The organism is Pseudomonas sp. EA_35y_Pfl2_R5 (assembly GCF_963970805.1).
GTDB lineage: Bacteria > Pseudomonadota > Gammaproteobacteria > Pseudomonadales > Pseudomonadaceae > Aquipseudomonas.
In genome coordinates, this window is sequence record NZ_CAXAOW010000001.1 from 632,874 (window position 1) to 653,255 (window position 20,382).

The following is a 20,382-nucleotide window of genomic DNA, read 5'->3' on the forward strand; positions in this document are numbered from 1 at the left end:
TAAGCGCCTTTTGATCGGCTGGAGTTGCCTGTGGAAAAGCTCAAAGGTGCCCTGGTGGTGGGCTTTCTGCGCTTGTTTGCCTTGCTGCCATGGCGCGCAGTACAGGCCTTGGGCGCTGCGATTGGCTGGTTAATGTGGAAGCTGCCGAACAGCTCGCGTGAAGTTGCCAGCATCAACCTGCGCAAGTGCTTTCCTGAACTGACCGAAACCGAGCATCAGCGTCTGTTGCGCGATTCATTGATGGATATCGGCAAAACCCTGACCGAAAGCGCCTGTGCCTGGATCTGGCCGGCGCAGAAATCCCTTGGCCTAGTGCGTGAAGTCGAAGGTCTGGAAGCCCTGCAGCAGGCATTGGCCAGTGGCAAGGGCGTGGTAGGCATCACCAGCCACCTGGGCAACTGGGAAGTGCTCAATCACTTCTATTGCGCGCAGTGCAAACCGATCATCTTCTACCGTCCGCCGAAGCTGAAGGCTGTTGATGAACTGCTGCGCCAGCAGCGTGTGCAATTGGGTAACCGTGTTGCGCCGTCGACCAAGGAAGGCATCCTCAGTGTGATCAAGGAAGTGCGCAAAGGCGGTGTGGTGGGTATTCCGGCTGATCCTGAGCCGAGCCTGACGTCCGGTGTCTTCGTGCCTTTTCTGGCCACAGAAGCGCTGACCAGTAAGTTTGTTGCCGGCATGTTGAGCGGTGGTAAGGCCTGCGGTGTCTTTTTGCATGCATTGCGCCTGGCGGACGGCTCTGGGTTCAAGGTCATCTTTGAGGCTGCGCCGGATGACATGTACAGCACCGATACGGCAACAGCGGTGGCAGGCATGAGCAAGGTTATTGAGCGTTATGTACGCACCTACCCGAGCCAGTACATGTGGAGCATGAAGCGCTTCAAAAAGCGACCAGCTGGCGAGGCCAAATGGTATTAAATGGGTCTGAGTTGCAGGCTGAGCCTGCTCTCGACTAGGCTGGTGGAACTCACTCTGACGGACGCCGCATGAGCAATAGTCGAAAGAATGTCCGCACCCCCCTTAAGGTGCGCTTGCGTATCGACCACCCGGTGCACGGCGAGTTGCTGGTCACCACCCGGGATATTTCCGAATGCGGCGTTTATGTGCTGATGGACCAGGCGCAGGATATGCTCAGAATGGGCGAGCAGGTGCAGGGCCAGGTGCAGGGTTTGCCGATGGAAGCGCCGATTCTCACGCTCGAAGTGGTACGCGTTGAAGTCCTGGGCGTTGGCCTACGCTTTGTGCAAACCGAGGATTAGTCTGGACTATTTTCTCTGGGCTACTGAGCCTGCTTATCCAGGCGCTTGAGAAACACGCTGATTTCCTTGCCCGCCTGTTTGTCGCCCTTCTCTTCTGTCACCCGCAAGCCCTGCGTCCAGGCCGCCCGCGCCTCATCGCGCAGCCCCTGTTTGTTGAGCGCCTGGCCGAGCAGTTTCCAGGCCGCTGAATACTGCGCATCGAACTCAACGCAGCGCTGCAAATGCTCCGCCGCTCGAGCGAACTCAGCCGCGTCCAGATAACCCTTGCCCAGGCCGAAGCGCAGCAGGGCGTTGTCTATGCCTTTGGCCAGCATCTTTTCCAGGGCTTCGGTGCTCATGGGCAACTCCTAAAAGAAGGTCAGGCCAACCTGGAACAAGCGCTCGGCATCGCGGATGTACTTTTTGTCGACCAGGAACAGAATCACGTGGTCGCCGGATTCGATCACCGTATCGTCGTGTGCAATCAGCACTTCTTCATTGCGGATGATTGCGCCGATGGTGGTGCCCGGCGGCAGGGCAATGTCTTCGATCATGCGGCCGACCACCTTGCTGGACTTGGAATCGCCATGGGCAATTGCCTCGATGGCTTCGGCGGCGCCACGGCGCAGGCTGTGGACGCTTTCGATATCGCCACGGCGCACGTGGGTCAGCAGGGTGCCGATGGTGGCCAACTGCGGGCTGATGGCGATGTCGATCTCGCCGCCTTGCACCAGGTCGACATAAGCCGGGTTGTTGATGATGGTCATTACCTTGCGTGCACCCAGACGCTTGGCCAGCAGGGACGACATGATGTTGGCTTCATCGTCGTTGGTCAGGGCGAGAAAGATGTCAGCATCGCTGATGTTTTCTTCCACCAGCAGGTCGCGATCAGAAGCGCTGCCCTGCAGTACGATGGTGCTGTCGAGGGTTTCCGAGAGGTAGCGGCAGCGTGCCGGGTTCATCTCGATAATCTTCACCTGGTAGCGGCTTTCGATGGCTTCGGCCAGGCGTTCGCCGATATGCCCGCCGCCGGCGATCACCACTTTCTTGTAGCTGTCTTCCATACGGCGCATTTCGCTCATCACCGCGCGGATGTGCGCCTTGGCTGCAATAAAAAACACTTCGTCATCGGCTTCGATCACCGTGTCGCCCTGCGGCATGATCGCCCGGTTGCGGCGGAAGATCGCCGCCACGCGGGTGTCGACATTGGGCATGTGTTCGCGCAGCTGGCGCAGCTGCTGACCGACCAACGGGCCGCCGTAGTAGGCCTTGACCGCCACCAGCTGAGCTTTGCCTTCGGCGAAGTCGATCACCTGCAAAGCGCCGGGGTATTCGATCAGGCGTTTGATGTAGTTGGTCACTACCTGCTCGGGGCTGATCAGCACGTCGACCGGGATCGATTCGTTGCAGAACAGGCCGCTGCGGGTCAGGTAGGCCGCTTCACGCACCCGGGCAATCTTGGTCGGGGTGTGGAACAGGCTGTAGGCTACCTGGCAGGCGATCATGTTGACTTCGTCGCTGTTGGTTACGGCCACCAGCATGTCGGCATCGTCCGCGCCGGCCTGGCGCAGCACCGTAGGGAACGAGCCACGGCCTTGGACGGTACGGATATCCAGACGGTCGCCGAGGTCACGCAGACGGTCGCCGTCGGTGTCGACCACGGTGATGTCGTTGGCTTCGCTGGCCAGGTGTTCGGCCAGGGTGCCGCCTACCTGGCCTGCACCGAGAATGATGATCTTCATGCAGTCTGTTCCTCAGCCGCGCGGTGCGGCAGCGATTTTCATCAGCTTGGCATAGTAGAAGCCGTCGTGACCGTCGACTTGCGGGAATAGCTGGCGACCGTGGGTGGTTTTATGGCCGAACGCACCGGCAATATCCAGCTCACGGGCGCCTGGAGTGCGCACCAGGAAGGCGGCGATATTCTCGCTGTTCTCCACCGGCATTACCGAACAAGTGGCGTAGAGCAGGATGCCGCCGACTTCCAGGGTCTGCCACAGGCTATCCAGCAGCTCGCCTTGCAGCTTGGCCAGTGCGGGGATGTCATCGGCCTGGCGAGTCAACTTGATATCCGGGTGACGGCGAATCACCCCGGTGGCCGAGCAGGGCGCGTCGAGCAGAATGCGCTGGAACGGCTTGCCGTCCCACCATGCAGCCAGCTCGCGGCCATCGGCGGCGATCAGCTCGGCCTCCAGGCCCAGGCGCTTGAGGTTCTCACGCACTCGTACCAGGCGCTTTTCTTCCAGATCCACGGCCACTACGCCAGCCAATGCGGGCTCGGCTTCCAGCAGGTGACAGGTCTTGCCGCCCGGCGCAGCGCAGGCGTCCAGCACGCGTTGCCCGGGCGCGAGATCAAGCAGCTCAGCGGCCAGTTGCGCCGCTTCGTCCTGCACGCTGACGCGGCCTTCGGTAAAGCCTGGCAGGGTGGTGACATCGCAGGCTTGCAGCAGGCGGACACCGTCGCGGCTAAAGGTGCACGGCTCGGCCTCGAAGCCGACCCGGCGCAGTTCGGCCAGGTAATCGTCACGGCTGCCGAGGCGATGATTGACCCGCAGAATCAGCGGCGGATGGGCGTTGTTGGCCGCGCAAATGGCTTCCCAGTGTTCCGGCCACTGAGCTTTCAGGGCTTTCTGCAGCCAGCGTGGGTGGGCGGTATGCAGCACCGGGTCACGTTCCAAGCTGGCAATAATGCCCTCGCCGTCGCGCTGGGCATTGCGCAGCACGGCATTCAGCAGGCCTTTGAGCGACGGCTTCTTCAGCTTATCGACGCAGGCCACCGTTTCGCCGATGGCGGCGTGGGCCGGAATGCGCGTGTAGAACAGCTGATACAGGCCGATCAGCAGCAGCGCTTCGACATCACGGTCGGCGGCTTTGAAGGGTTTCTGCAGCAGTTTCTCGGCGATCAATGCCAGGCGCGGCTGCCAGCGGGCGGTGCCGAAGGCCAGATCCTGGGCCAGGCCACGGTCGCGTTGCTCGACCTTGTCCAGCAAGGGCGGCAGGCTGCTGCCCAGCGAGGCCTTGCCGGCCAGCACGCTGGCCAGGGCACGGGCGGCGGCGAGACGTGGGTTCATGCTCCTAGCACCAGGCCAACGGCAAACTGCTCGCGGCGACTGTTGTACAGGTCACTGAAGTTCAGCGCCTTACCGCCGGGCAGTTGCAGGCGGGTCAGGCGCAATGCGCCTTCGCCGCAGGCCACGGTCAGCCCGGACTTATCGGCGGCGAGAATGGTGCCTGGGGCGCCACTGCCATCGCCCAGCTCTGCCGCGTGTACTTTCAATGTCTCGCCGCCCAGCGTGCTATGGCAAATCGGCCAGGGGTTAAAGGCCCGCACCAGGCGCTCCAGCTCAATGGCCGGGCGGCTCCAGTCCAGGCGTGCTTCATCCTTATTCAGTTTGTGTGCGTAGGTGGCCAGACTGTCGTCCTGCACTTCGCCAACCAGATTGCCGGCGGCCAGGCCGCTGATGGCCGCGATCACGGCCTGTGGGCCGAGTGTGGCCAGGCGATCGTGCAGGCTGCCACCGGTATCTTCGGCAGCAATCGGTGTGCTGACCTTGAGCAACATCGGCCCGGTATCCAGGCCGGCCTCCATCTGCATCACCGTTACGCCGGACTCAGCATCACCGGCTTCGACTGCCCGCTGGATCGGTGCGGCGCCACGCCAACGTGGCAGCAGCGAGGCGTGACTGTTGATACAACCCAGCCGCGGGATATCCAGCACCACCTGCGGCAGGATCAAGCCGTAAGCCACCACCACCATCAGGTCGGGTTTGAGTGCGGCCAGTTCGGCTTGGGCATTGGGGTCGCGCAGGGTCTGCGGCTGGTACACAGGAATATCGTGTTGCAGGGCCAGCTGTTTGACCGGGCTGGGTGTGAGTTTTTGCCCGCGACCGGCCGGTCGATCGGGCTGGCTGTACACCGCGACGATCTGATGAGAACTGTTCAATAGCGCCTTGAGGTGTTCGGCGGCGAATTCCGGGGTGCCGGCAAAGACAATACGCAGTGCTTCAGTCATGAGGACTCGCTAAAGAAAAAGGCTTGCCGCAGCAAGCCTTTGAAAGATGTGGATCAAGCCTGCTGGCGATGTTGCTTTTCCAGCTTCTTCTTGATCCGGTCGCGTTTGAGATTAGACAGGTAATCGACAAACAGCTTGCCGTTGAGGTGGTCGCATTCGTGCTGGATGCACACGGCAAGCAGGCCCTCGGCGATCAGCTCGTAGGGCTGGCCATCACGGTCCAGCGCCTTGATCTTGACCTTCTGCGGGCGGTCGACGTTTTCGTAGAAGCCCGGCACCGAGAGGCAGCCTTCCTGGTATTGATCCATTTCCTCGGTCAGTGGCTCGAACTCGGGATTGATAAACACCCGTGGTTCGGACTTGTCTTCGGACAGGTCCATCACCACCAAACGCTTGTGCACGTTGACTTGGGTCGCCGCCAGGCCGATGCCCGGGGCGTCGTACATGGTTTCAAACATGTCGTCGATCAGCTGACGCAAGGCGTCATCGACTACGTCCACCGGCTTGGCGATGGTGCGCAGGCGCGGATCGGGAAATTCGAGGATATTCAGGATCGCCATATGCGTTTGTGATGCACTTGTGGAATAAAGTCAAAATCCGCTGCTAAGATGATGAGCAGCATTGAAAAACGGCTTCACGCCGCAGCACGACTGGGTTTTGTCGCGGCGCTAGGGCGCTCCACGTGAAGACACATAATAAAGGGATTCACCGCATGAGGAAATCACTACTCGCCCTGCTGCTGGTTGCGGCAAGTGGCTTGGCCCAGGCCGCCGTGCAACTCAAGGACGGTCACCCAGACCGTTATACCGTGGTCAAGGGCGATACCCTCTGGGATATTTCCGGAAAATTTCTTAGCCAGCCGTGGAAGTGGCCAGAAATCTGGCACGCCAATCCACAGGTAGAAAACCCCCATCTGATCTACCCGGGCGACCAACTGAGCCTGGTGTATATCGATGGTCAGCCACGTCTGATGCTTAACCGTGGCGAGTCGCGCGGTACCATCAAACTGTCACCGCAGGTGCGCAGCACGCCGATGGCCGAAGCCATTCCGGCGATTCCGCTGGAGGCGATCAACAGCTTCCTGCTGAGCAACCGCATCGTTGATACCCCTGAGCAGTTCCAGGGCGCGCCCTATATCGTGGCCGGCAATGCCGAGCGTGTGGTCAGTGGCGCAGGTGATCGTGTGTATGCCCGTGGCAGCTTCGATGAGTCGGCGCCGGCCTATGGCATCTTCCGTCAGGGTAAAACCTACACGGACCCGGAGACCCAAGAGTTCCTCGGTATCAACGCCGATGACATTGGTTCGGGCGAGATCGTTGCCGAGGAGGGCGATGTTGGCACTATGCTTCTGAGTCGCTCGACTCAGGAAGTACGCCTCGGCGACCGCCTGTTTGCCACCGAAGAGCGTGCAATCAACTCGACCTTTATGCCGAGTGAGCCGGCTGGTGAAGTCAACGGCGTGATCCTCGATGTGCCGCGTGGCGTGACCCAGATTGGTCAGTTTGATGTGGTCACCATCAACAAGGGCGTCCGTGACGGCCTGAGTGAAGGCAACGTACTGGCGATCTATAAGACTGGTGAAACCGTACGTGACCGGATAACCGGTGAGTCGGTGAAGATTCCGGACGAGCGTTCGGGCCTGTTGATGGTGTTCCGCACCTACGACAAGCTCAGTTATGGTCTAGTGCTGGGAGCGTCTCGCTCGCTGGCGATCATGGACAAAGTGCGTAACCCGTAACACCAAAAAGCCCCGCATTTGCGGGGCTTTTTATGGCGCGCCATTCCTGGCCGTCACCCTGCCGCCACGCGGCGCGACCGATCAAGGATGATCCGTATGTCGCAATCCTCTGCTATTTCCCCTGCTGTTTCTCCCGCTGAACTGGAAGCCCGTCTGCGCCTGCACTGCTTGCCGGAATTGGGCCCTCGGCGCTTTCGCAAACTCTTCAGTGCCTTCGACAATGCGTCGGCGGCGCTTAGCGCACCAGCCAGTGCCTGGCGTTCGCTTGGTTTACCACTGGCGTGTAGTGAGGCACGGCGCAGTCCCGCAGTCCGTGAGCGAGCAGCCCAGAGTCTGGCCTGGCTGGAGGGTGATGCGCATCACCTGCTGATGTGGGATGACCCGGGTTATCCAGGGTTGTTGGCTGAGCTGACAGATGCCCCGCCGCTGTTGTTTGTTGAGGGTGATCCAAGTTTGCTCGAGCAGCCACAGCTGGCGATGGTCGGCAGTCGCCGGGCCTCACGCCCGGGTTTGGATACTGCGCAGAGTTTTGCCCGCAGCCTCGCCGGTGGCGGCTTTGTGATTACCAGCGGTTTGGCCCTGGGCATTGATGGTGCGGCCCATCAGGGCGCACTGGATGCCGGCGGCAAGACGGTGGCGGTGCTTGGGACTGGCTTGCAGTGTTTATATCCGGCGCGGCATAAGCAGTTGGCGGCGGCGATTGTCGCCCAGGGCGGCGCGCTGGTTTCCGAGTTGCCGCTGGATTGTCCGCCTCAGGCGAGCAATTTCCCGCGGCGCAACAGGATCATCAGTGGCCTTTCCGTTGGTGTGCTGGTGGTGGAAGCCAGCCCCTCCAGCGGTTCGCTGATCACTGCACGTTTGGCCGCCGAACAGGGCCGCGAGGTCTATGCCATTCCCGGTTCGATCCATCATCCCGGCGCGCGCGGCTGTCATCAGCTGATCCGCGAAGGGGCGACGCTGGTGGAGAGTCTCGAGGATATTCTGCAGGCCTTGCGCGGCTGGCAGGCGCAGCCACCCGCAAGTGCTTCGCGCGCCCCAGAACCGCCCCACCACCCATTGCTGGCCCTGCTGCATGCTGCGCCGCAAAGCAGTGAAGCGTTGGTGGTGGCCAGTGGTTTGTCGCTGACCGAGGTGCTGGCGGCGCTGACAGAGCTAGAGTTAGACGGCCGCGTTGCCTGCGAAAATGGCCGCTGGGTGGGCCGCGCACCTTGAACAGGGTCTTGGCTTGGATACACTGCCCGTCAGTGTTTAGCGGAGAGCAGTGAATGGTCAGCAACTGGCAGATACAACAGGCCGCACAGGTGGTGCGCAATGGCGGGGTGATTGCTTATCCGACCGAAGCGGTATGGGGGCTGGGTTGTGATCCCTGGAATGACGAGGCGGTGGAGCGTTTGCTGGCGTTGAAGGATCGCCCTGTGCACAAGGGGCTGATTCTGGTGGCCGCCGATATTGAACAGTTCGACTTTCTTCTCACAGACCTGCCGGAAATCTGGCTGGCGCGGTTGGCCGGCAGCTGGCCGGGGGCCAATACCTGGCTGGTGCCGCATCAGAACCGCTTGCCGGAATGGATCAGCGGCCAATACAGCAGCGTGGCCCTGCGTGTCAGCGACCATCCACAAGTGCGTGCGCTATGCCGGTTGACCGGGCCATTGGTGTCGACCTCGGCCAATCCGGCAGGGCGGCCCTCGGCACGTTCGCGGCTGCGGGTTGAACAGTACTTCCCCGGTCAGCTGGATGCTGTGTTGGGTGGGGCCTTGGGCGGACGTAAGAACCCCAGCCTGATTCGTGATTTGATCAGTGGTGATGTAGTCAGGCCATCCTAAGGGCTGCCGCGCCTATGCAGGGTGGGTTACGCGACGCCCAGGCACCTCACGGGATGCACGTTTTGTGGATACGTCACTAACCCACCCTTGGATTTTTACGGCAACAGAATGCTCGATCCTGTGGTCTGCCGCGCGCTCAAGGCGGTTTGTGCCAGCGCGGCATCCTTGAGCGTATAGCGATTGCTGATCTCCACCTGCAGCTGGCCGCTTGCAATCATGGCAAACAGTTCGTCCGCCATGCTTTGCAGCCGAGACGGCGTATCGGCGTAACCGGCCAGGGTTGGGCGGGTGACAAACAGTGAGCCCTTCTGCGCCAGGATGCCTAGGTTGACCCCGCTGACCGCGCCGGAGGCGTTGCCGAAGCTGACCAGCAGGCCGCGCGGGGCCACGCAGTCCAGCGAAGTTTCCCAGGTGTCCTTGCCGACGCCGTCGTAGACCACCGGGCATTTCTTGCCGTCGGTCAGCTCCAGCACCCGCTGGGCGACGTTCTCATGGCTGTAGTCGATGGTCGCCCAGGCCCCCTGCTCTATGGCCCGTGCGGCTTTTTCGGCGGAGCTGACCGTGCCGATCAACTTGACCCCAAGCGCTCTGGCCCACTGACAGGCAAAGGAGCCGACACCGCCGGCGGCGGCATGAAACAGAATGGTTTCGCCGCCCTGCAGGGGGTAGGTCTGGCGCAGCAGGTACTGCACCGTCAGGCCCTTGAGCATGACGGCGGCGGCTTGCTCGAAGCTGATTGCATCCGGCAGTTTCACCAGCTTCTCGGCCGGCAGCACGTGCAGTTCGCTATAGGCGCCTAGTGGTCCGGTGGCATAAGCCACGCGGTCACCCACTTGAAAGCCGCTCACTGCAGAACCCACGGCTTCGACGATCCCCGCACCCTCGGTGCCCAGGCTGGATGGCAAGCTTGGTGGCGCATACAGGCCACTGCGGAAATAGGTGTCGATAAAGTTCAGGCCAATTGCCTGGTTCTGCACGCGAACTTCATTGGGGCCTGGGGCAGCGGGTGTGTAGTCGGTGTAGTCGAGAACGTCCGGGCCGCCGTGGCGGCTGAACTGGATACGCATGGCCATTTTCAGGTTCCTTAGCGATTGAATGCCTGGATGATGCCCGCACGGGCAGAAATGTGCCGTTATCCAATCGTCTGCATTGACCGTCGTCAACTGCGACCGTGGGGTGGCTGGTGTTATGCTGGCCACCCATTTTTCCCCGCGGCCACGTGCCGCCTGGCCTTACCCGTTTTCAAGGTGCCGCCGTGAGTGACCGTACTGAGGCCGTCAAAGCCTACCTGCTGGATCTGCAAGACCGTATCTGCACTGCCCTGCAAGCCGAAGATGGCGGTGCCGAATTCTTCGAGGATGCCTGGCAGCGTCCGGCCGGTGGTGGCGGGCGCACGCGAGTGATGGAGAACGGTGCGCTGATCGAAAAGGGCGGGGTGAACTTCTCCCACGTGTTCGGCGACAGCCTGCCGCCCTCGGCCAGCGCGCATCGGCCGGAACTGGCTGGGCGTGGCTTCGAGGCCCTTGGCGTATCGCTGGTGATCCACCCGGAAAACCCCTATGTGCCGACTTCCCACGCTAACGTGCGCTTCTTCAGCGCCGAGAAAGAAGGCGAAGAGCCAGTCTGGTGGTTTGGCGGCGGCTTCGACCTGACGCCCTACTACGGCAATGAAGAAGATTGCCGGCACTGGCACCAGGTCGCTCATGACGCCTGCGCGCTCTTCGGTGCCGAGGTTTATCCGAAGTTCAAGGAGTGGTGTGATCGCTACTTCCACCTCAAGCACCGTGGCGAGCCGCGCGGCATTGGTGGGTTGTTTTTCGATGACCTCAACCAGTGGGATTTCGACACCAGCTTCGCCTTTATCCGCGCCATCGGTGATGCCTACCTGGCGGCTTACCTGCCCATCGTGCAGCGCCGCAAGCTGACGCCCTATGGCGAACGCGAGCGTGAATTCCAGGCCTTCCGCCGGGGCCGCTATGTCGAGTTCAACCTGGTGTTCGACCGTGGCACGCTGTTCGGCTTGCAGTCCGGCGGGCGTACCGAGTCGATCCTGATGTCGCTGCCGCCACATGTGCGCTGGGGCTATGACTGGAAGCCGGAGCCGGGCAGCGAAGAGGCGCGTCTGACCGAGTACTTCCTCACCGACCGTGACTGGTTAGGTGTCGCGCCATAATTCGTAAGGGCTAGGCCGTAGGATGGGTTAGCCGTCCGCGCCGTGCTCGAAGTTGAACGCGGTGTGTAGGCGGCGTAACCCATCATTGCGTAGTACCTGCTGACGCCTTGTTGGGTTACGCGGCGGCTTATACCGCTGTATTTTTCTGATGAGCGAGTGCGCCGCTAACCCAACCTACGAGCGCGCTCTGTTGCTACATAAGGACTCTCCATGGACCGCTACGGCGTATTCGGCAACCCCATTGGCCACAGCAAGTCGCCGCTGATCCATCGCCTGTTTGCCGAGCAGACCGGCGAGCAGCTGAGCTATGAAGCGCTGCTCGCGCCGCTGGATGACTTCCCCGGATTTGCCCGCGCGTTCTTTGCTCAAGGTTTGGGGGCGAATGTCACCGTGCCGTTCAAGGAGCAGGCGTTTGCTCTCGCTGATCAGCTCAGCGCCCGTGCTCAACGCGCCGGTGCGGTAAATACCCTGAAGAAGCTCGCCGACGGCAGCCTGCTTGGCGATAACACCGACGGTGCTGGCCTGGTACGTGATCTGACGGTCAACGCTGGCATAACCCTCAAGGGCAAGCGCATTCTTCTGCTCGGCGCCGGCGGTGCGGTGCGCGGGGTGCTGGAGCCGTTGCTGGCCGAACAGCCGGCGGCGCTGGTGATTGCCAACCGTACGGTGGAAAAGGCCGAGCAACTGGCCCGCGAATTCGCCGATCTGGGCCCGGTGGTTGCCAGTGGTTATGACTGGATCGACGCGCCGGTGGACCTGATCATCAATGGCACCTCGGCCAGCCTGGCCGGCGAGTTGCCGCCGATTGCCGCAAGCCTGATTCAGCCCGGCCATACCCTGTGCTACGACATGATGTACGGCAAGGAATTGACCGCCTTTAACCGCTGGGCTGCCGAGCATGGCGCGGCGCGCGCTTTGGATGGCCTCGGCATGCTGGTCGAACAAGCCGCTGAAGCCTTTGCCCTCTGGCGCGATGTGCGCCCAGCCAGCGCCCCGGTGTTGGCCGAACTGCGCCGCCTGCTGGCCGAGGGCTAAGACTGTGGGATTGAGTGCCGACGAACTGGCGCAAATCAGCGCATTGACCCTGCGCCATTATCAGGACTGCGCCGAAGACTTTCGCGAGGGCACCCGCGATCACGATGTCAGCCAGAATATCGCCGCCCTGCTCGCGCATATTCAGGCCACGGCGCCTTACCAGATTCTTGATTTCGGCTGCGGGCCGGGGCGCGATCTGCGCACCTTTGGCGCTATGGGCCACAGCGCTGTCGGTTTGGATGGCTGCGGGCGCTTTGTCGAAATGGCTCGCGCCGACAGTGGCTGCGAGGCCTGGCAGCAGGACTTTCTTGCCCTCGATCTGCCGCCTGAGCGCTTCGATGGGGTGTTTGCCAATGCCTCGCTGTTTCATATTCCCCGCCAGGAACTGCCACGGGTGCTGCAGCAGCTGCATGCCACCCTTAAACCCGGCGGCGTGCTGTTCAGCTCCAACCCCCGTGGTGAGAACGAGGAAGGCTGGAATGGCGAGCGCTATGGCGCCTATCACGATCTGGCCAACTGGCGCGTGCTGCTCAACGCCGCTGGATTTGTCGAACTGCAGCATTACTACCGCCCGGCAGGCTTGCCGCGTGACCAGCAGCCCTGGCTGGCCAGTGTATGGCGCAGGCTCTGATTAATTAGCTAGTCCGTAGGGTGGACGTCGCTTTTCACGTCCACCGCAATGGTGGATCGATAAGCGTGATCCACCCTACTCAGTACACATCACGCAGATAGCGTTTCTGCTCGGCCAGGCGGCGGATATGTTCGGCCGCCCGCTCCTCGCTCAAACCGCCGTGCTTGCGCGCCACATCCCGCAACGCCTGCTCGACATCCTTGGCCATGCGGTTGGCGTCGCCGCAGACATACAGCTGCGCACCCTCCTCCAGCCAACGCCACAGCTCGCCGCCCTGTTCACGAATACGATCCTGCACGTAGATCTTTTGCGCCTGATCGCGGGAGAAGGCCAGGCTGAGGTTGGTCAGCAGACCGTCCTGCTGCATCGCCGTGAGCTCGTCGCGGTAGTAGAAGTCGCTGGCCGCATGCTGCTCGCCGAAGAACAGCCAGTTCTTGCCGGTATCGCCGCGCGCGCGGCGTTCGTGGAGGAAGCCGCGAAACGGCGCCACGCCGGTGCCGGGACCGATCATGATCATCGGCACGTCGCCATCGCGCGGCACGCGGAAGTATTTGTTGCTCTGCACGAACAGCGGTACTTCGGCGTTATCCGCACGGTCGGCGAGAAAGGTTGAGGCCACGCCCTTGCGCTTGCCGTAGCGCACGGCGGACACAGTCAGGTGCACTTCGCCGGCATGCGCCTTGGGGCTTGATGAGATGGAATACAGGCGCGGTTGCAGCCGCTTGAGGCTGCCCAGCAGCTCGCCTGCCGTGTGTTCGGCCGGGAAGGCTTGCAGCACATCGGCCAGTTGGCGGCCCCACAGCCAGTCCTTCAGCTCGGCCTTGCGCTCGCCAAGCAGGCTGCGCAGCTCACTGCTGGCGCTGCGTTCGGCGACCAGGGCGAGGGCCTCGTTGCTCGGTCGGGCGATTTCGAAATGGCTGGTCAGCGCCTCGCGCAGCGGCAGCTCGCCGACCTTGGCCACGTTGACCAGTTGCTCGCCGTCCAGGTGCGCCAGTTCGAGTACTTCCTCGACCAGCTCCGGGCAGTTGCGCGGCCATACGCCGAGGGCATCACCTGCTTCGTAGGTCAGGCCTGAGTCGCCCAGGGCGAAGGCGAACTGGCGGGTGTCCTTGCTCGCACCTGCTGCGTTCAGACGCAGGTTCAGCGCCAGGCGCGCGGGCAGCGGCTGAGTCTTGCTGACTAACTGCGTGCTGACGGGCTCCGTTGCGACGGCGCGGTGTGCCGGAACTGCTGTTTCGGCCGGGCGCAGCAGTGGCAGCAGCTCGCTTAGCCAGGCTGATGCTGCGTCGTCGAAATCGCTGTCGCAATCCAGGCAGGGCCGCAGTGGTGTGGCGCCAAGTTCGGCCAGGCGGCGGTCGAGGTTTTTGCCGTGCTGGCAGAACTGTTCGTAATTCGGGTCGCCAAGCGCCAGTACCGCATAGCGCAGATTCTCCAGGCGCAGGTCGCTGGTTTGCAGCGCGCTCCAGAATGCCTGGCCGTTGTCCGGCGCATCGCCGTCGCCGAAGGTGCTGCTCAGCAGCAACACCGAGCCGGCGCTGGCCAGTTGCTGCGGTGGGTAATCGGCCATACAGCTGAGCGCCACGGCAACCCCGGCTTCGTTCAGGTGCGCGGCCAGGCGTTCGGCCAGTGCTTCGGCATTGCCGGTTTGCGAGGCCCACAGCAGAGTCACCGCTGGGTTCGCGGTCAACGTTGATGAAGTTACGCGGCTGAATATTCCGGCGAGCATGCCGTCGAGCCACAGGCGGGTCGGCTCGGCCAGGGGCGCCTGGCTCGGCAGGCTGGGCACACCGCCGCCGGGGTTGCTGCGCAGGCCGCTGATATAGCCAGCCATATAGGTGCGCTCGCTTTCGCTGAGGGGCGGCGGCGCGATGCAATCGACGCCGACCAGGGCCGCAAAGGTTTCGATGCTCGACATCGCGAGTTCCTCGGGCGGGTGAGATAGGCGAGTGCTGTCGACGGCCTCGACGGCGGACGTATCGAGGCGTTGATGGGCGATCAGCTCGATACGCCGCAGGCTAACGGCGCAGAACTTGAATTCCGGCTGCTGCGAGATGGGGTCGATGGCGTCGCTGGTCACCGCGTTGATCGCCAGGTTGTTGCCGTACACATCATTCCAGTGAAACGGTGCAAAGCAGCCGCCGGGCAGCAAGCGGTCGCTGATCTGCACCGGCAGCACGGCGTGGCCACGCCGCGAGCGGACTTCCAGCTGGTCGCGGTCGCGCACGCCGAGGGCGGCGGCGTCCTGCGGGTGCACTTCGATAAAGGGGCCGGGGTTGAGCTTGTTCAGCGTGGCGACCTTGCCGGTCTTGGTCAGGGTGTGCCACTGGTGTTGCAGGCGCCCGGTATTGAGCACAAAGGGGAAATCGGCATCGGGCATTTCCGCCGGGTCGAGGTGCGGGCGCGGGAAAAACTGCGCCTTGCCGCTGGGCGTGGCAAAGGCCAGGCGCGGCGTGCTGTCATCGTCGCGAATGCGCAGATGCTGGCTGATTCCGTCGTTGATATAGCGCAGCGGCATACGCCCGTCGCCCTCCTCACTGGCGCAGGGCCATTGCAGCGGCGTTTGGCGCAGGCGCGGGTAGCTGGCGCCGCGCAGGTCATAACCGGTTTTAGGGTTGTGGAAGCGTTTGATCTCCTCGAACACCTGCTCGGCCGAGCTGTAGCTGAAGCCGTCGGCAAAGCCCATGGCGCAGGCCACCTCGGCGATGATGCGCCAGTCGGCCATGGCCTCGCCGGGCGGCTCGACGGCTTGCGGCATCAGGGTCAGGTTGCGCTCGGAGTTGATCATCACCCCTTCGGCTTCGGCCCACAGTGCGCCGGGCAGGAGGATGTCGGCGTAGCGATTGGTTTCGGTGTCGAGGAAGGCGTCCTGGGCGATCACCAGCTCACAGGCCTTCAGCCCTTCGATCACCGTGCTGCGGTTGGCCATGCTCGCCACCGGATTGGTGCAGATAATCCAGCAGGCCTTGACCTTGCTGGCCGCCAGATCCTCGAACAGCGTCACGCTGCCGCCGCCCAGGCGGGTGTGCAGGGTGCCGGCGGGCACGCCCCAGACCTGCTCGACAAAGGCGCGGTCGTCATCCACCAGCACGCTGCGCTGGCCTGGCAGGCCGGGGCCCATATAGCCCATCTCGCGGCCGCCCATGGCGTTGGGCTGGCCGGTAAGGGAAAACGGCCCGCTGCCGGGGCGGCAGATCTTGCCGGTGGCCAGGTGCAGGTTGCACAGGGCGTTGGTGTTCCAGGTGCCGTGGGTGCTCTGGTTGAGGCCCATGGTCCAGCAGCTCATCCACTCGCCGGCTTCGCCGATCCAACGTGCGGCCTGGCGGATCGCTGCTTCGCTTAGCCCGGTGCGGGCGGCGACGTATTCGGGGGTGTAGCTCTCAAGGAAGTCCGGCATGACCTCCCAGCCTTCGGTGAACTCGGCGATAAAGGCCGGGTCGGTGTGGCCGTTCTTGTGCAGCAGGTGCAGCAGGCCGTTGAGCAGCAGCAGGTCGCTGCCCGGTTTGATCTGCAGAAACAGATCGGCCTTGTCCGCCGTAGCATTGCGCCGGGGGTCGACGACGATCAGCTTGGCGCCGGCCTTGACCCGCGCCATCAGGCGTAGAAACAGGATCGGGTGACAGTCCGCCATATTGGCGCCGATCACCAGCAGCACATCGGCGCGGTCGAAATCCTGGTACGAGCCGGGCGGGCCGTCGGCGCCCAGTGACAATTTGTAGCCGCTGCCAGCGCTGGCCATGCACAGGCGCGAGTTGGATTCGATCTGGTTGCTGCCCAGGTAACCTTTGACCAGCTTGTTGGCCAAGTACTGCGCCTCCAGCGACATCTGCCCGGAAACATACAGGGCGATGGCGTCTGGGCCGTGTTCGTCGAGAATCGCGCGCAGGCGGGTGGCGGCGGCGCTGATCGCGGCCTCCATGGCGATTTGCCCAGGGTCGCGGCTACGTTCGCTGCGTAGGTAGGCGTGTTCCATGCGGCCAGATTCTTTCAGCGGCTGGGCGCAGGTGCTGCCCTTGGTGCACAGGCGGCCGAAGTTGCTCGGATGCTGTTGGTCACCGCTGACCTTGGCGATCTTGCCGTTTTCCACTTGCATGACGATGCCGCAGCCGACGCCGCAATATGGACAGACACTCCGAACCGTTTTGTTCGCCACACCCCTCTCCTGCACCTGAAACGCAAAACGCCATGCAACCCTCCGTCGAAACGGGAGTGGCACGGCGTCTTTGTCGTGGATGGGCAATCAGCGTTGATTACCTGGGTGGGTCTATAGCAAGGCACGCGCCAGGGTTCGCCAGGGCGGCTTGAACGCCCGCGTGGCAAGGCCTGGCGAGGTGTGTGCGGGACAGCTGGGCCGGTTTTGCACGACTCATAATGGGGCGCAGGCTGCTCTGCTCGCCTCTTTTTGGGTCTTTATCGCGCCGGGCTGGTGAGCCTGCAACTGCGCCTGCAGCCCGCTGCAATGCGGGCCGCAGGCCACTGCGGGGAAACTGGCACAGGCGCTGCATGAGCCCCGGCGAGCCCGCCACATTCGGGCCGCCCATTCGATCAATGGCGATCGCCAGCCTGCACAGGCAATGGGTAATCAGGTGCCACTCGCAGGCACCGCACAGAACAGGCAAAGGCGCCTGAAACCGCAAGGTTTCAGGCGCTTTTTTTATTGCCGCAGAAAAACCTGATGAGCTTCGGCCGGGAAATGCCATGAACAGCACAGATACCTCCACAGACCAGCAGCGGCTGATCATCATCGGCAACGGCATGGTCGGCCATCATTGCGTCGAGCAACTGATCGAGCGTGGCGCGCTGGCGCAGTACCGCGTGCAGGTATTCAGCGAAGAGCCGCTGCGCGCCTATGACCGCGTGCATCTCTCCGAGTATTTCACCGGCCGCGATGCCGAATCCCTGGCCCTCAGCGGTGCCGAGCTGTACCAGACGCCGGGCGTAACCCTGCACCTGGGCGTGCCGGTGCTGGAGATCGACCGCGAACGCCGCGAAGTGATCACCGCCGAAGGCAGCTTCCCCTACGACCAGCTGGTGCTGGCCAGCGGCTCCTACCCCTTCGTGCCGCCGATTGAAGGTGCCGAAGGCGATTCGCGCCTGGTCTACCGCACCCTGGCCGACCTCGACACCATCCAGGCCGCCGCCAAGAGCGCGCGCCGTGGCGTAGTGGTTGGCGGTGGCCTGCTCGGCCTGGAAGCGGCCAACGCGCTGAAGTCCCTGGGCCTGGAAGCCCATGTTGTGGAATTCGCCCCACGGCTGATGCCGGTGCAGCTGGATGACCACGGCGGCCTGGCGCTGAAGGCGCAGATCGAAGCCCTGGGCGTTAGCGTGCACCTGTCGCGCGGCACCCAGTCGATCACTGCCGGCAGCGAGTACCGCTACCGGATGAACTTCGCCGGTGAGGAGTTCCTGGAAACCGACCTGATCGTGTTCTCCGCCGGCATCCGCCCGCAGGACGCCATCGCCAAGCAATGCGGCCTGGAACTCGGCCCACGCGGCGGTGTTGCCATCGACAGTCAGTGCCGCACCAGCGACCCGGCCATCTACGCCATCGGCGAGTGCGCGGCGTGGAACGGCGGCATCTTCGGCCTGGTCGCACCGGGCTACCAGATGGCTCGCAGTGTTGCCACCCAGCTGTGCGGCGAAGACAGCGAGCCGTTTATGGGCGCGGACATGTCGACCAAGCTCAAGCTGCTCGGCGTCGACGTCGGCTCCATCGGTGATGCCCACGGCGCTACTGCCGGTTCGCGCAGCTACCGTTTTATCGACGAAGCCAACGCCAGCTACCGCCGCCTGGTCGTCTCCGCCGACGGCAAGCAGGCCATCGGCGCCGTGCTGGTCGGTGACAACAGCTACTACGACACCCTGCTGCAGTACGTGCAGAACGGCATCAAGCTGCCGGCCGACCCGTCCTGCCTGATCCTGCCGCAAGGCGAAGGCGCCCCAGCGCTGGGTGCCGATGCCCTGCCGGACACCGCGACCATCTGTTCCTGCCACAACGTCAGCAAAGGCGCGATCTGCGCCGCCATCGACGGCGGCTGCGGCGATCTGGCCGGGCTCAAGGCCTGCACCAAGGCCGCCACCGGTTGCGGCGGCTGCTCGGCGCTGCTCAAGCAGGTGTTCGAGCACGAGCTGACCGCCCGTGGCGTGGTGGTGGACAAGAGCCTGTGTGAACACTTCGCCTACACCCGTCAGGAGCTGTATGGCATCGTTCGCGTCGAAGGCATCGAGAGCTTCGAGGCGCTGCTGGCCAAGCATGGCCGCGGCCATGTCGGCTGCGATATCTGCAAGCCGGCGGTGGGTTCGATCCTCGCCTCCTGCTGGAACCGCTCGATCACCGATCCGGCGCTGGTGCCGCTGCAGGACACCAACGACACCTTTATGGCCAACATGCAGAAGAACGGCACCTACTCGGTGGTGCCGCGTATTCCCGGTGGCGAAATCACCCCGGACGGCCTGCTGGCCATCGGCGCGGTGGCGAAAAAATATGACCTCTACACCAAGATCACCGGCGGCCAGCGCATCGACTTGTTCGGCGCGCAGCTGCACGAACTGCCGGACATCTGGGCCGAACTGATCGCCGCCGGTTTCGAAACCGGCCACGCCTATGGCAAGTCGCTGCGTACGGTGAAGTCCTGCGTCGGCAGCACTTGGTGCCGCTACGGCGTGCAGGACAGCGTGGCCATGGCGCTGCTGCTGGAGGACCGCTACAAGGGCCTGCGCTCGCCGCACAAGATCAAGTTCGCCGTCTCCGGCTGCACCCGCGAATGCGCCGAGGCGCAGAGCAAGGATGTGGGCGTGATCGCCACGGAGAACGGTTGGAACCTCTATGTGGCGGGCAACGGCGGCATGCGTCCACGCCACGCCGAGCTGTTCGCCACCGATCTGGATGATGAAACCCTGATCCGCTATATCGACCGCTTTCTGATGTTCTACGTACGCACCGCCGACCGCCTGCAACGCACCTCGGTGTGGCGCGAGTCGCTGGAAGGCGGCCTGGATTACCTCAAGGAAGTGATCATCGACGACAGCCTCAATCTCGCCGCCGAACTGGAAGCGCAGATGCAGCTGGTGATCGACCGCTACGAGTGCGAATGGGCCAACGCCCTGAAGGACCCGGAGAAGCTCAAACGCTTCCGCACCTTCGTCAACCAGCAGGGTGGCGACCCGGATATCCAGTTCGTCGAGGAGCGCGGTCAGCGCCGCCCGATCAGCGCCGCCGAACTGCAACTTATTCCAGCCGAGGAGGTGGTCTGATGGGCCAGTCGAGCGCAGCAGCAACAATCGAGCAAACCAGCGTGCAATGGCGCGCCCTGTGCAGCCGTGCCGACCTGGTGGCCAACTCCGGCGTGGTCGCCTGGGTTGATGGTGCCCAGGTCGCGCTGTTCTATCTGCCGAATGAGGCCAGTGACAAGCAGCTGTATGCCGTCGATAACCGCGACCCGAAGTCCGGCGCCAACGTCATCGGTCGCGGTATTGTCGGCAGCCTGGGTGGCGATCTGGTGATCGCCGCACCGCTGTACAAGCAGCACTACCGCCTGGAAGACGGCACCTGCCTGGAATATCCCGAGCAGCAGTTGCGCACCTGGCCGGTACGCCTGCACGGCGATCGGGTGGAAATCGGCCTGAGCTAAGGCGATGGGGAGCGGTGCGGATGCCAGTCAGTCTCGGCATGCGAGCTGAATAGGGCGCTACTTGACTATTAAGTCAGTAATTGGCTTTATGCACCTCAGCTCGCAGC

Annotated in this window: 17 protein-coding genes; 10 read left to right on the plus strand and 7 right to left on the minus strand. The window is 63.0% G+C overall.

Annotated elements, in window-relative coordinates; genetic code table 11:
* Positions 1-30: 30 nt before the first annotated feature.
* Positions 31-918, plus strand: a complete 888-nt coding sequence (locus AACX99_RS02860; protein ID WP_339409337.1) for a lysophospholipid acyltransferase — start codon at positions 31-33, stop codon at positions 916-918.
* 68 nt (positions 919-986) lie between these two features.
* Positions 987-1,259, plus strand: a complete 273-nt coding sequence (locus AACX99_RS02865; RefSeq protein WP_339409338.1) for a PilZ domain-containing protein — start codon at positions 987-989, stop codon at positions 1,257-1,259.
* A gap of 20 nt (positions 1,260-1,279) precedes the next feature.
* On the opposite strand, the gene AACX99_RS02870 is transcribed toward AACX99_RS02865, so the two are convergent.
* The 5 genes from AACX99_RS02870 to def are packed head-to-tail and all read right to left on the minus strand — an operon-like array spanning position 1,280 to position 5,807.
* Positions 1,280-1,597 (minus strand): hypothetical protein, encoded by a 318-nt coding sequence (locus AACX99_RS02870; protein ID WP_339409339.1) that lies wholly within the window; start codon positions 1,595-1,597, stop codon positions 1,280-1,282.
* 9 nt (positions 1,598-1,606) lie between these two features.
* Positions 1,607-2,980, minus strand: a complete 1,374-nt coding sequence (gene trkA / locus AACX99_RS02875) for a Trk system potassium transporter TrkA (protein WP_339409341.1) — start codon at positions 2,978-2,980, stop codon at positions 1,607-1,609.
* 12 nt (positions 2,981-2,992) lie between these two features.
* Positions 2,993-4,306 (minus strand): 16S rRNA (cytosine(967)-C(5))-methyltransferase RsmB, encoded by a 1,314-nt coding sequence (gene rsmB, locus AACX99_RS02880; RefSeq protein ID WP_339409343.1) that lies wholly within the window; start codon positions 4,304-4,306, stop codon positions 2,993-2,995.
* Complete coding sequence (gene fmt, locus AACX99_RS02885; protein ID WP_339409345.1) at positions 4,303-5,247, minus strand: methionyl-tRNA formyltransferase; 945 nt, start codon at positions 5,245-5,247, stop codon at positions 4,303-4,305. The genes rsmB and fmt overlap by 4 nt, the downstream gene beginning before the upstream one ends.
* Before the next feature lie 53 nt (positions 5,248-5,300).
* Positions 5,301-5,807, minus strand: coding sequence for a peptide deformylase (def, locus tag AACX99_RS02890; RefSeq protein WP_090254233.1), 507 nt, complete (start codon positions 5,805-5,807; stop codon positions 5,301-5,303).
* A 152-nt stretch (positions 5,808-5,959) separates the two neighbouring features.
* On the opposite strand from def, the gene AACX99_RS02895 reads away from it, so the two are divergent.
* From AACX99_RS02895 to AACX99_RS02905, 3 genes are all read left to right on the plus strand, one after another.
* On the plus strand, positions 5,960-6,985 hold the full coding sequence (locus AACX99_RS02895; protein ID WP_339409348.1) for a LysM peptidoglycan-binding domain-containing protein: 1,026 nt from the start codon (positions 5,960-5,962) through the stop codon (positions 6,983-6,985).
* A gap of 96 nt (positions 6,986-7,081) precedes the next feature.
* On the plus strand, positions 7,082-8,197 hold the full coding sequence (gene dprA / locus AACX99_RS02900) for a DNA-processing protein DprA (RefSeq protein WP_339409349.1): 1,116 nt from the start codon (positions 7,082-7,084) through the stop codon (positions 8,195-8,197).
* A gap of 53 nt (positions 8,198-8,250) precedes the next feature.
* A complete protein-coding gene (locus AACX99_RS02905) occupies positions 8,251-8,808 on the plus strand; it encodes an L-threonylcarbamoyladenylate synthase (RefSeq protein ID WP_339409350.1) in 558 nt (185 codons plus the stop codon).
* A 95-nt stretch (positions 8,809-8,903) separates the two neighbouring features.
* Here the strand turns inward: AACX99_RS02905 and AACX99_RS02910 are convergent, their stop codons facing one another.
* On the minus strand, positions 8,904-9,881 hold the full coding sequence (locus AACX99_RS02910; protein ID WP_339409352.1) for an NADPH:quinone reductase: 978 nt from the start codon (positions 9,879-9,881) through the stop codon (positions 8,904-8,906).
* A gap of 182 nt (positions 9,882-10,063) precedes the next feature.
* Here AACX99_RS02910 and hemF point away from each other — a divergent pair, with 182 nt between their 5' ends.
* The 3 genes from hemF (at position 10,064) to AACX99_RS02925 (ending at position 12,647) form a co-directional block, all read left to right on the plus strand.
* Entirely contained in the window at positions 10,064-10,981 is a 918-nt protein-coding gene (gene hemF / locus AACX99_RS02915) for an oxygen-dependent coproporphyrinogen oxidase (RefSeq protein ID WP_339409353.1), read from the plus strand.
* Between the two features lie 210 nt (positions 10,982-11,191).
* Entirely contained in the window at positions 11,192-12,016 is an 825-nt protein-coding gene (gene aroE, locus AACX99_RS02920) for a shikimate dehydrogenase (RefSeq protein WP_339409355.1), read from the plus strand.
* Between the two features lie 4 nt (positions 12,017-12,020).
* Complete coding sequence (locus AACX99_RS02925) at positions 12,021-12,647, plus strand: class I SAM-dependent methyltransferase (protein WP_339409357.1); 627 nt, start codon at positions 12,021-12,023, stop codon at positions 12,645-12,647.
* Positions 12,648-12,726: 79 nt separating this feature from the next.
* Here AACX99_RS02925 and AACX99_RS02930 read toward each other — a convergent pair whose 3' ends face one another.
* Positions 12,727-16,797: a bifunctional nitrate reductase/sulfite reductase flavoprotein subunit alpha gene (locus tag AACX99_RS02930; RefSeq protein WP_339409358.1), complete on the minus strand. Its 4,071-nt coding sequence runs from the start codon at positions 16,795-16,797 to the stop codon at positions 12,727-12,729.
* A gap of 545 nt (positions 16,798-17,342) precedes the next feature.
* Here AACX99_RS02930 and nirB point away from each other — a divergent pair.
* Together nirB and nirD are read left to right on the plus strand one after the other, a co-directional pair.
* A complete protein-coding gene (nirB, locus tag AACX99_RS02935; RefSeq protein ID WP_339409360.1) occupies positions 17,343-19,898 on the plus strand; it encodes a nitrite reductase large subunit NirB in 2,556 nt (851 codons plus the stop codon).
* Positions 19,898-20,275, plus strand: coding sequence for a nitrite reductase small subunit NirD (nirD, locus tag AACX99_RS02940; protein ID WP_339409361.1), 378 nt, complete (start codon positions 19,898-19,900; stop codon positions 20,273-20,275). The genes nirB and nirD overlap by 1 nt, the downstream gene beginning before the upstream one ends.
* Positions 20,276-20,382 lie beyond the last annotated feature (107 nt).

What these genes read in the sequence shown, in the direction of transcription:
- nirD (WP_339409361.1), top strand. Translation starts at nt 19,898, where the DNA reads ATGGGCCAGTCGAGCGCAGCAGCAACAATCGAGCAAACCAGCGTGCAA.
- AACX99_RS02895 (WP_339409348.1), top strand. Translation starts at nt 5,960, where the DNA reads ATGAGGAAATCACTACTCGCCCTGCTGCTGGTTGCGGCAAGTGGCTTG.
- rsmB (WP_339409343.1), bottom strand. Translation starts at nt 4,306, where the DNA reads ATGAACCCACGTCTCGCCGCCGCCCGTGCCCTGGCCAGCGTGCTGGCC.
- aroE (WP_339409355.1), top strand. Translation starts at nt 11,192, where the DNA reads ATGGACCGCTACGGCGTATTCGGCAACCCCATTGGCCACAGCAAGTCG.
- AACX99_RS02905 (WP_339409350.1), top strand. Translation starts at nt 8,251, where the DNA reads ATGGTCAGCAACTGGCAGATACAACAGGCCGCACAGGTGGTGCGCAAT.
- AACX99_RS02870 (WP_339409339.1), bottom strand. Translation starts at nt 1,597, where the DNA reads ATGAGCACCGAAGCCCTGGAAAAGATGCTGGCCAAAGGCATAGACAAC.
- AACX99_RS02910 (WP_339409352.1), bottom strand. Translation starts at nt 9,881, where the DNA reads ATGGCCATGCGTATCCAGTTCAGCCGCCACGGCGGCCCGGACGTTCTC.
- trkA (WP_339409341.1), bottom strand. Translation starts at nt 2,980, where the DNA reads ATGAAGATCATCATTCTCGGTGCAGGCCAGGTAGGCGGCACCCTGGCC.
- def (WP_090254233.1), bottom strand. Translation starts at nt 5,807, where the DNA reads ATGGCGATCCTGAATATCCTCGAATTTCCCGATCCGCGCCTGCGCACC.
- dprA (WP_339409349.1), top strand. Translation starts at nt 7,082, where the DNA reads ATGTCGCAATCCTCTGCTATTTCCCCTGCTGTTTCTCCCGCTGAACTG.
- fmt (WP_339409345.1), bottom strand. Translation starts at nt 5,247, where the DNA reads ATGACTGAAGCACTGCGTATTGTCTTTGCCGGCACCCCGGAATTCGCC.
- AACX99_RS02865 (WP_339409338.1), top strand. Translation starts at nt 987, where the DNA reads ATGAGCAATAGTCGAAAGAATGTCCGCACCCCCCTTAAGGTGCGCTTG.
- nirB (WP_339409360.1), top strand. Translation starts at nt 17,343, where the DNA reads ATGAACAGCACAGATACCTCCACAGACCAGCAGCGGCTGATCATCATC.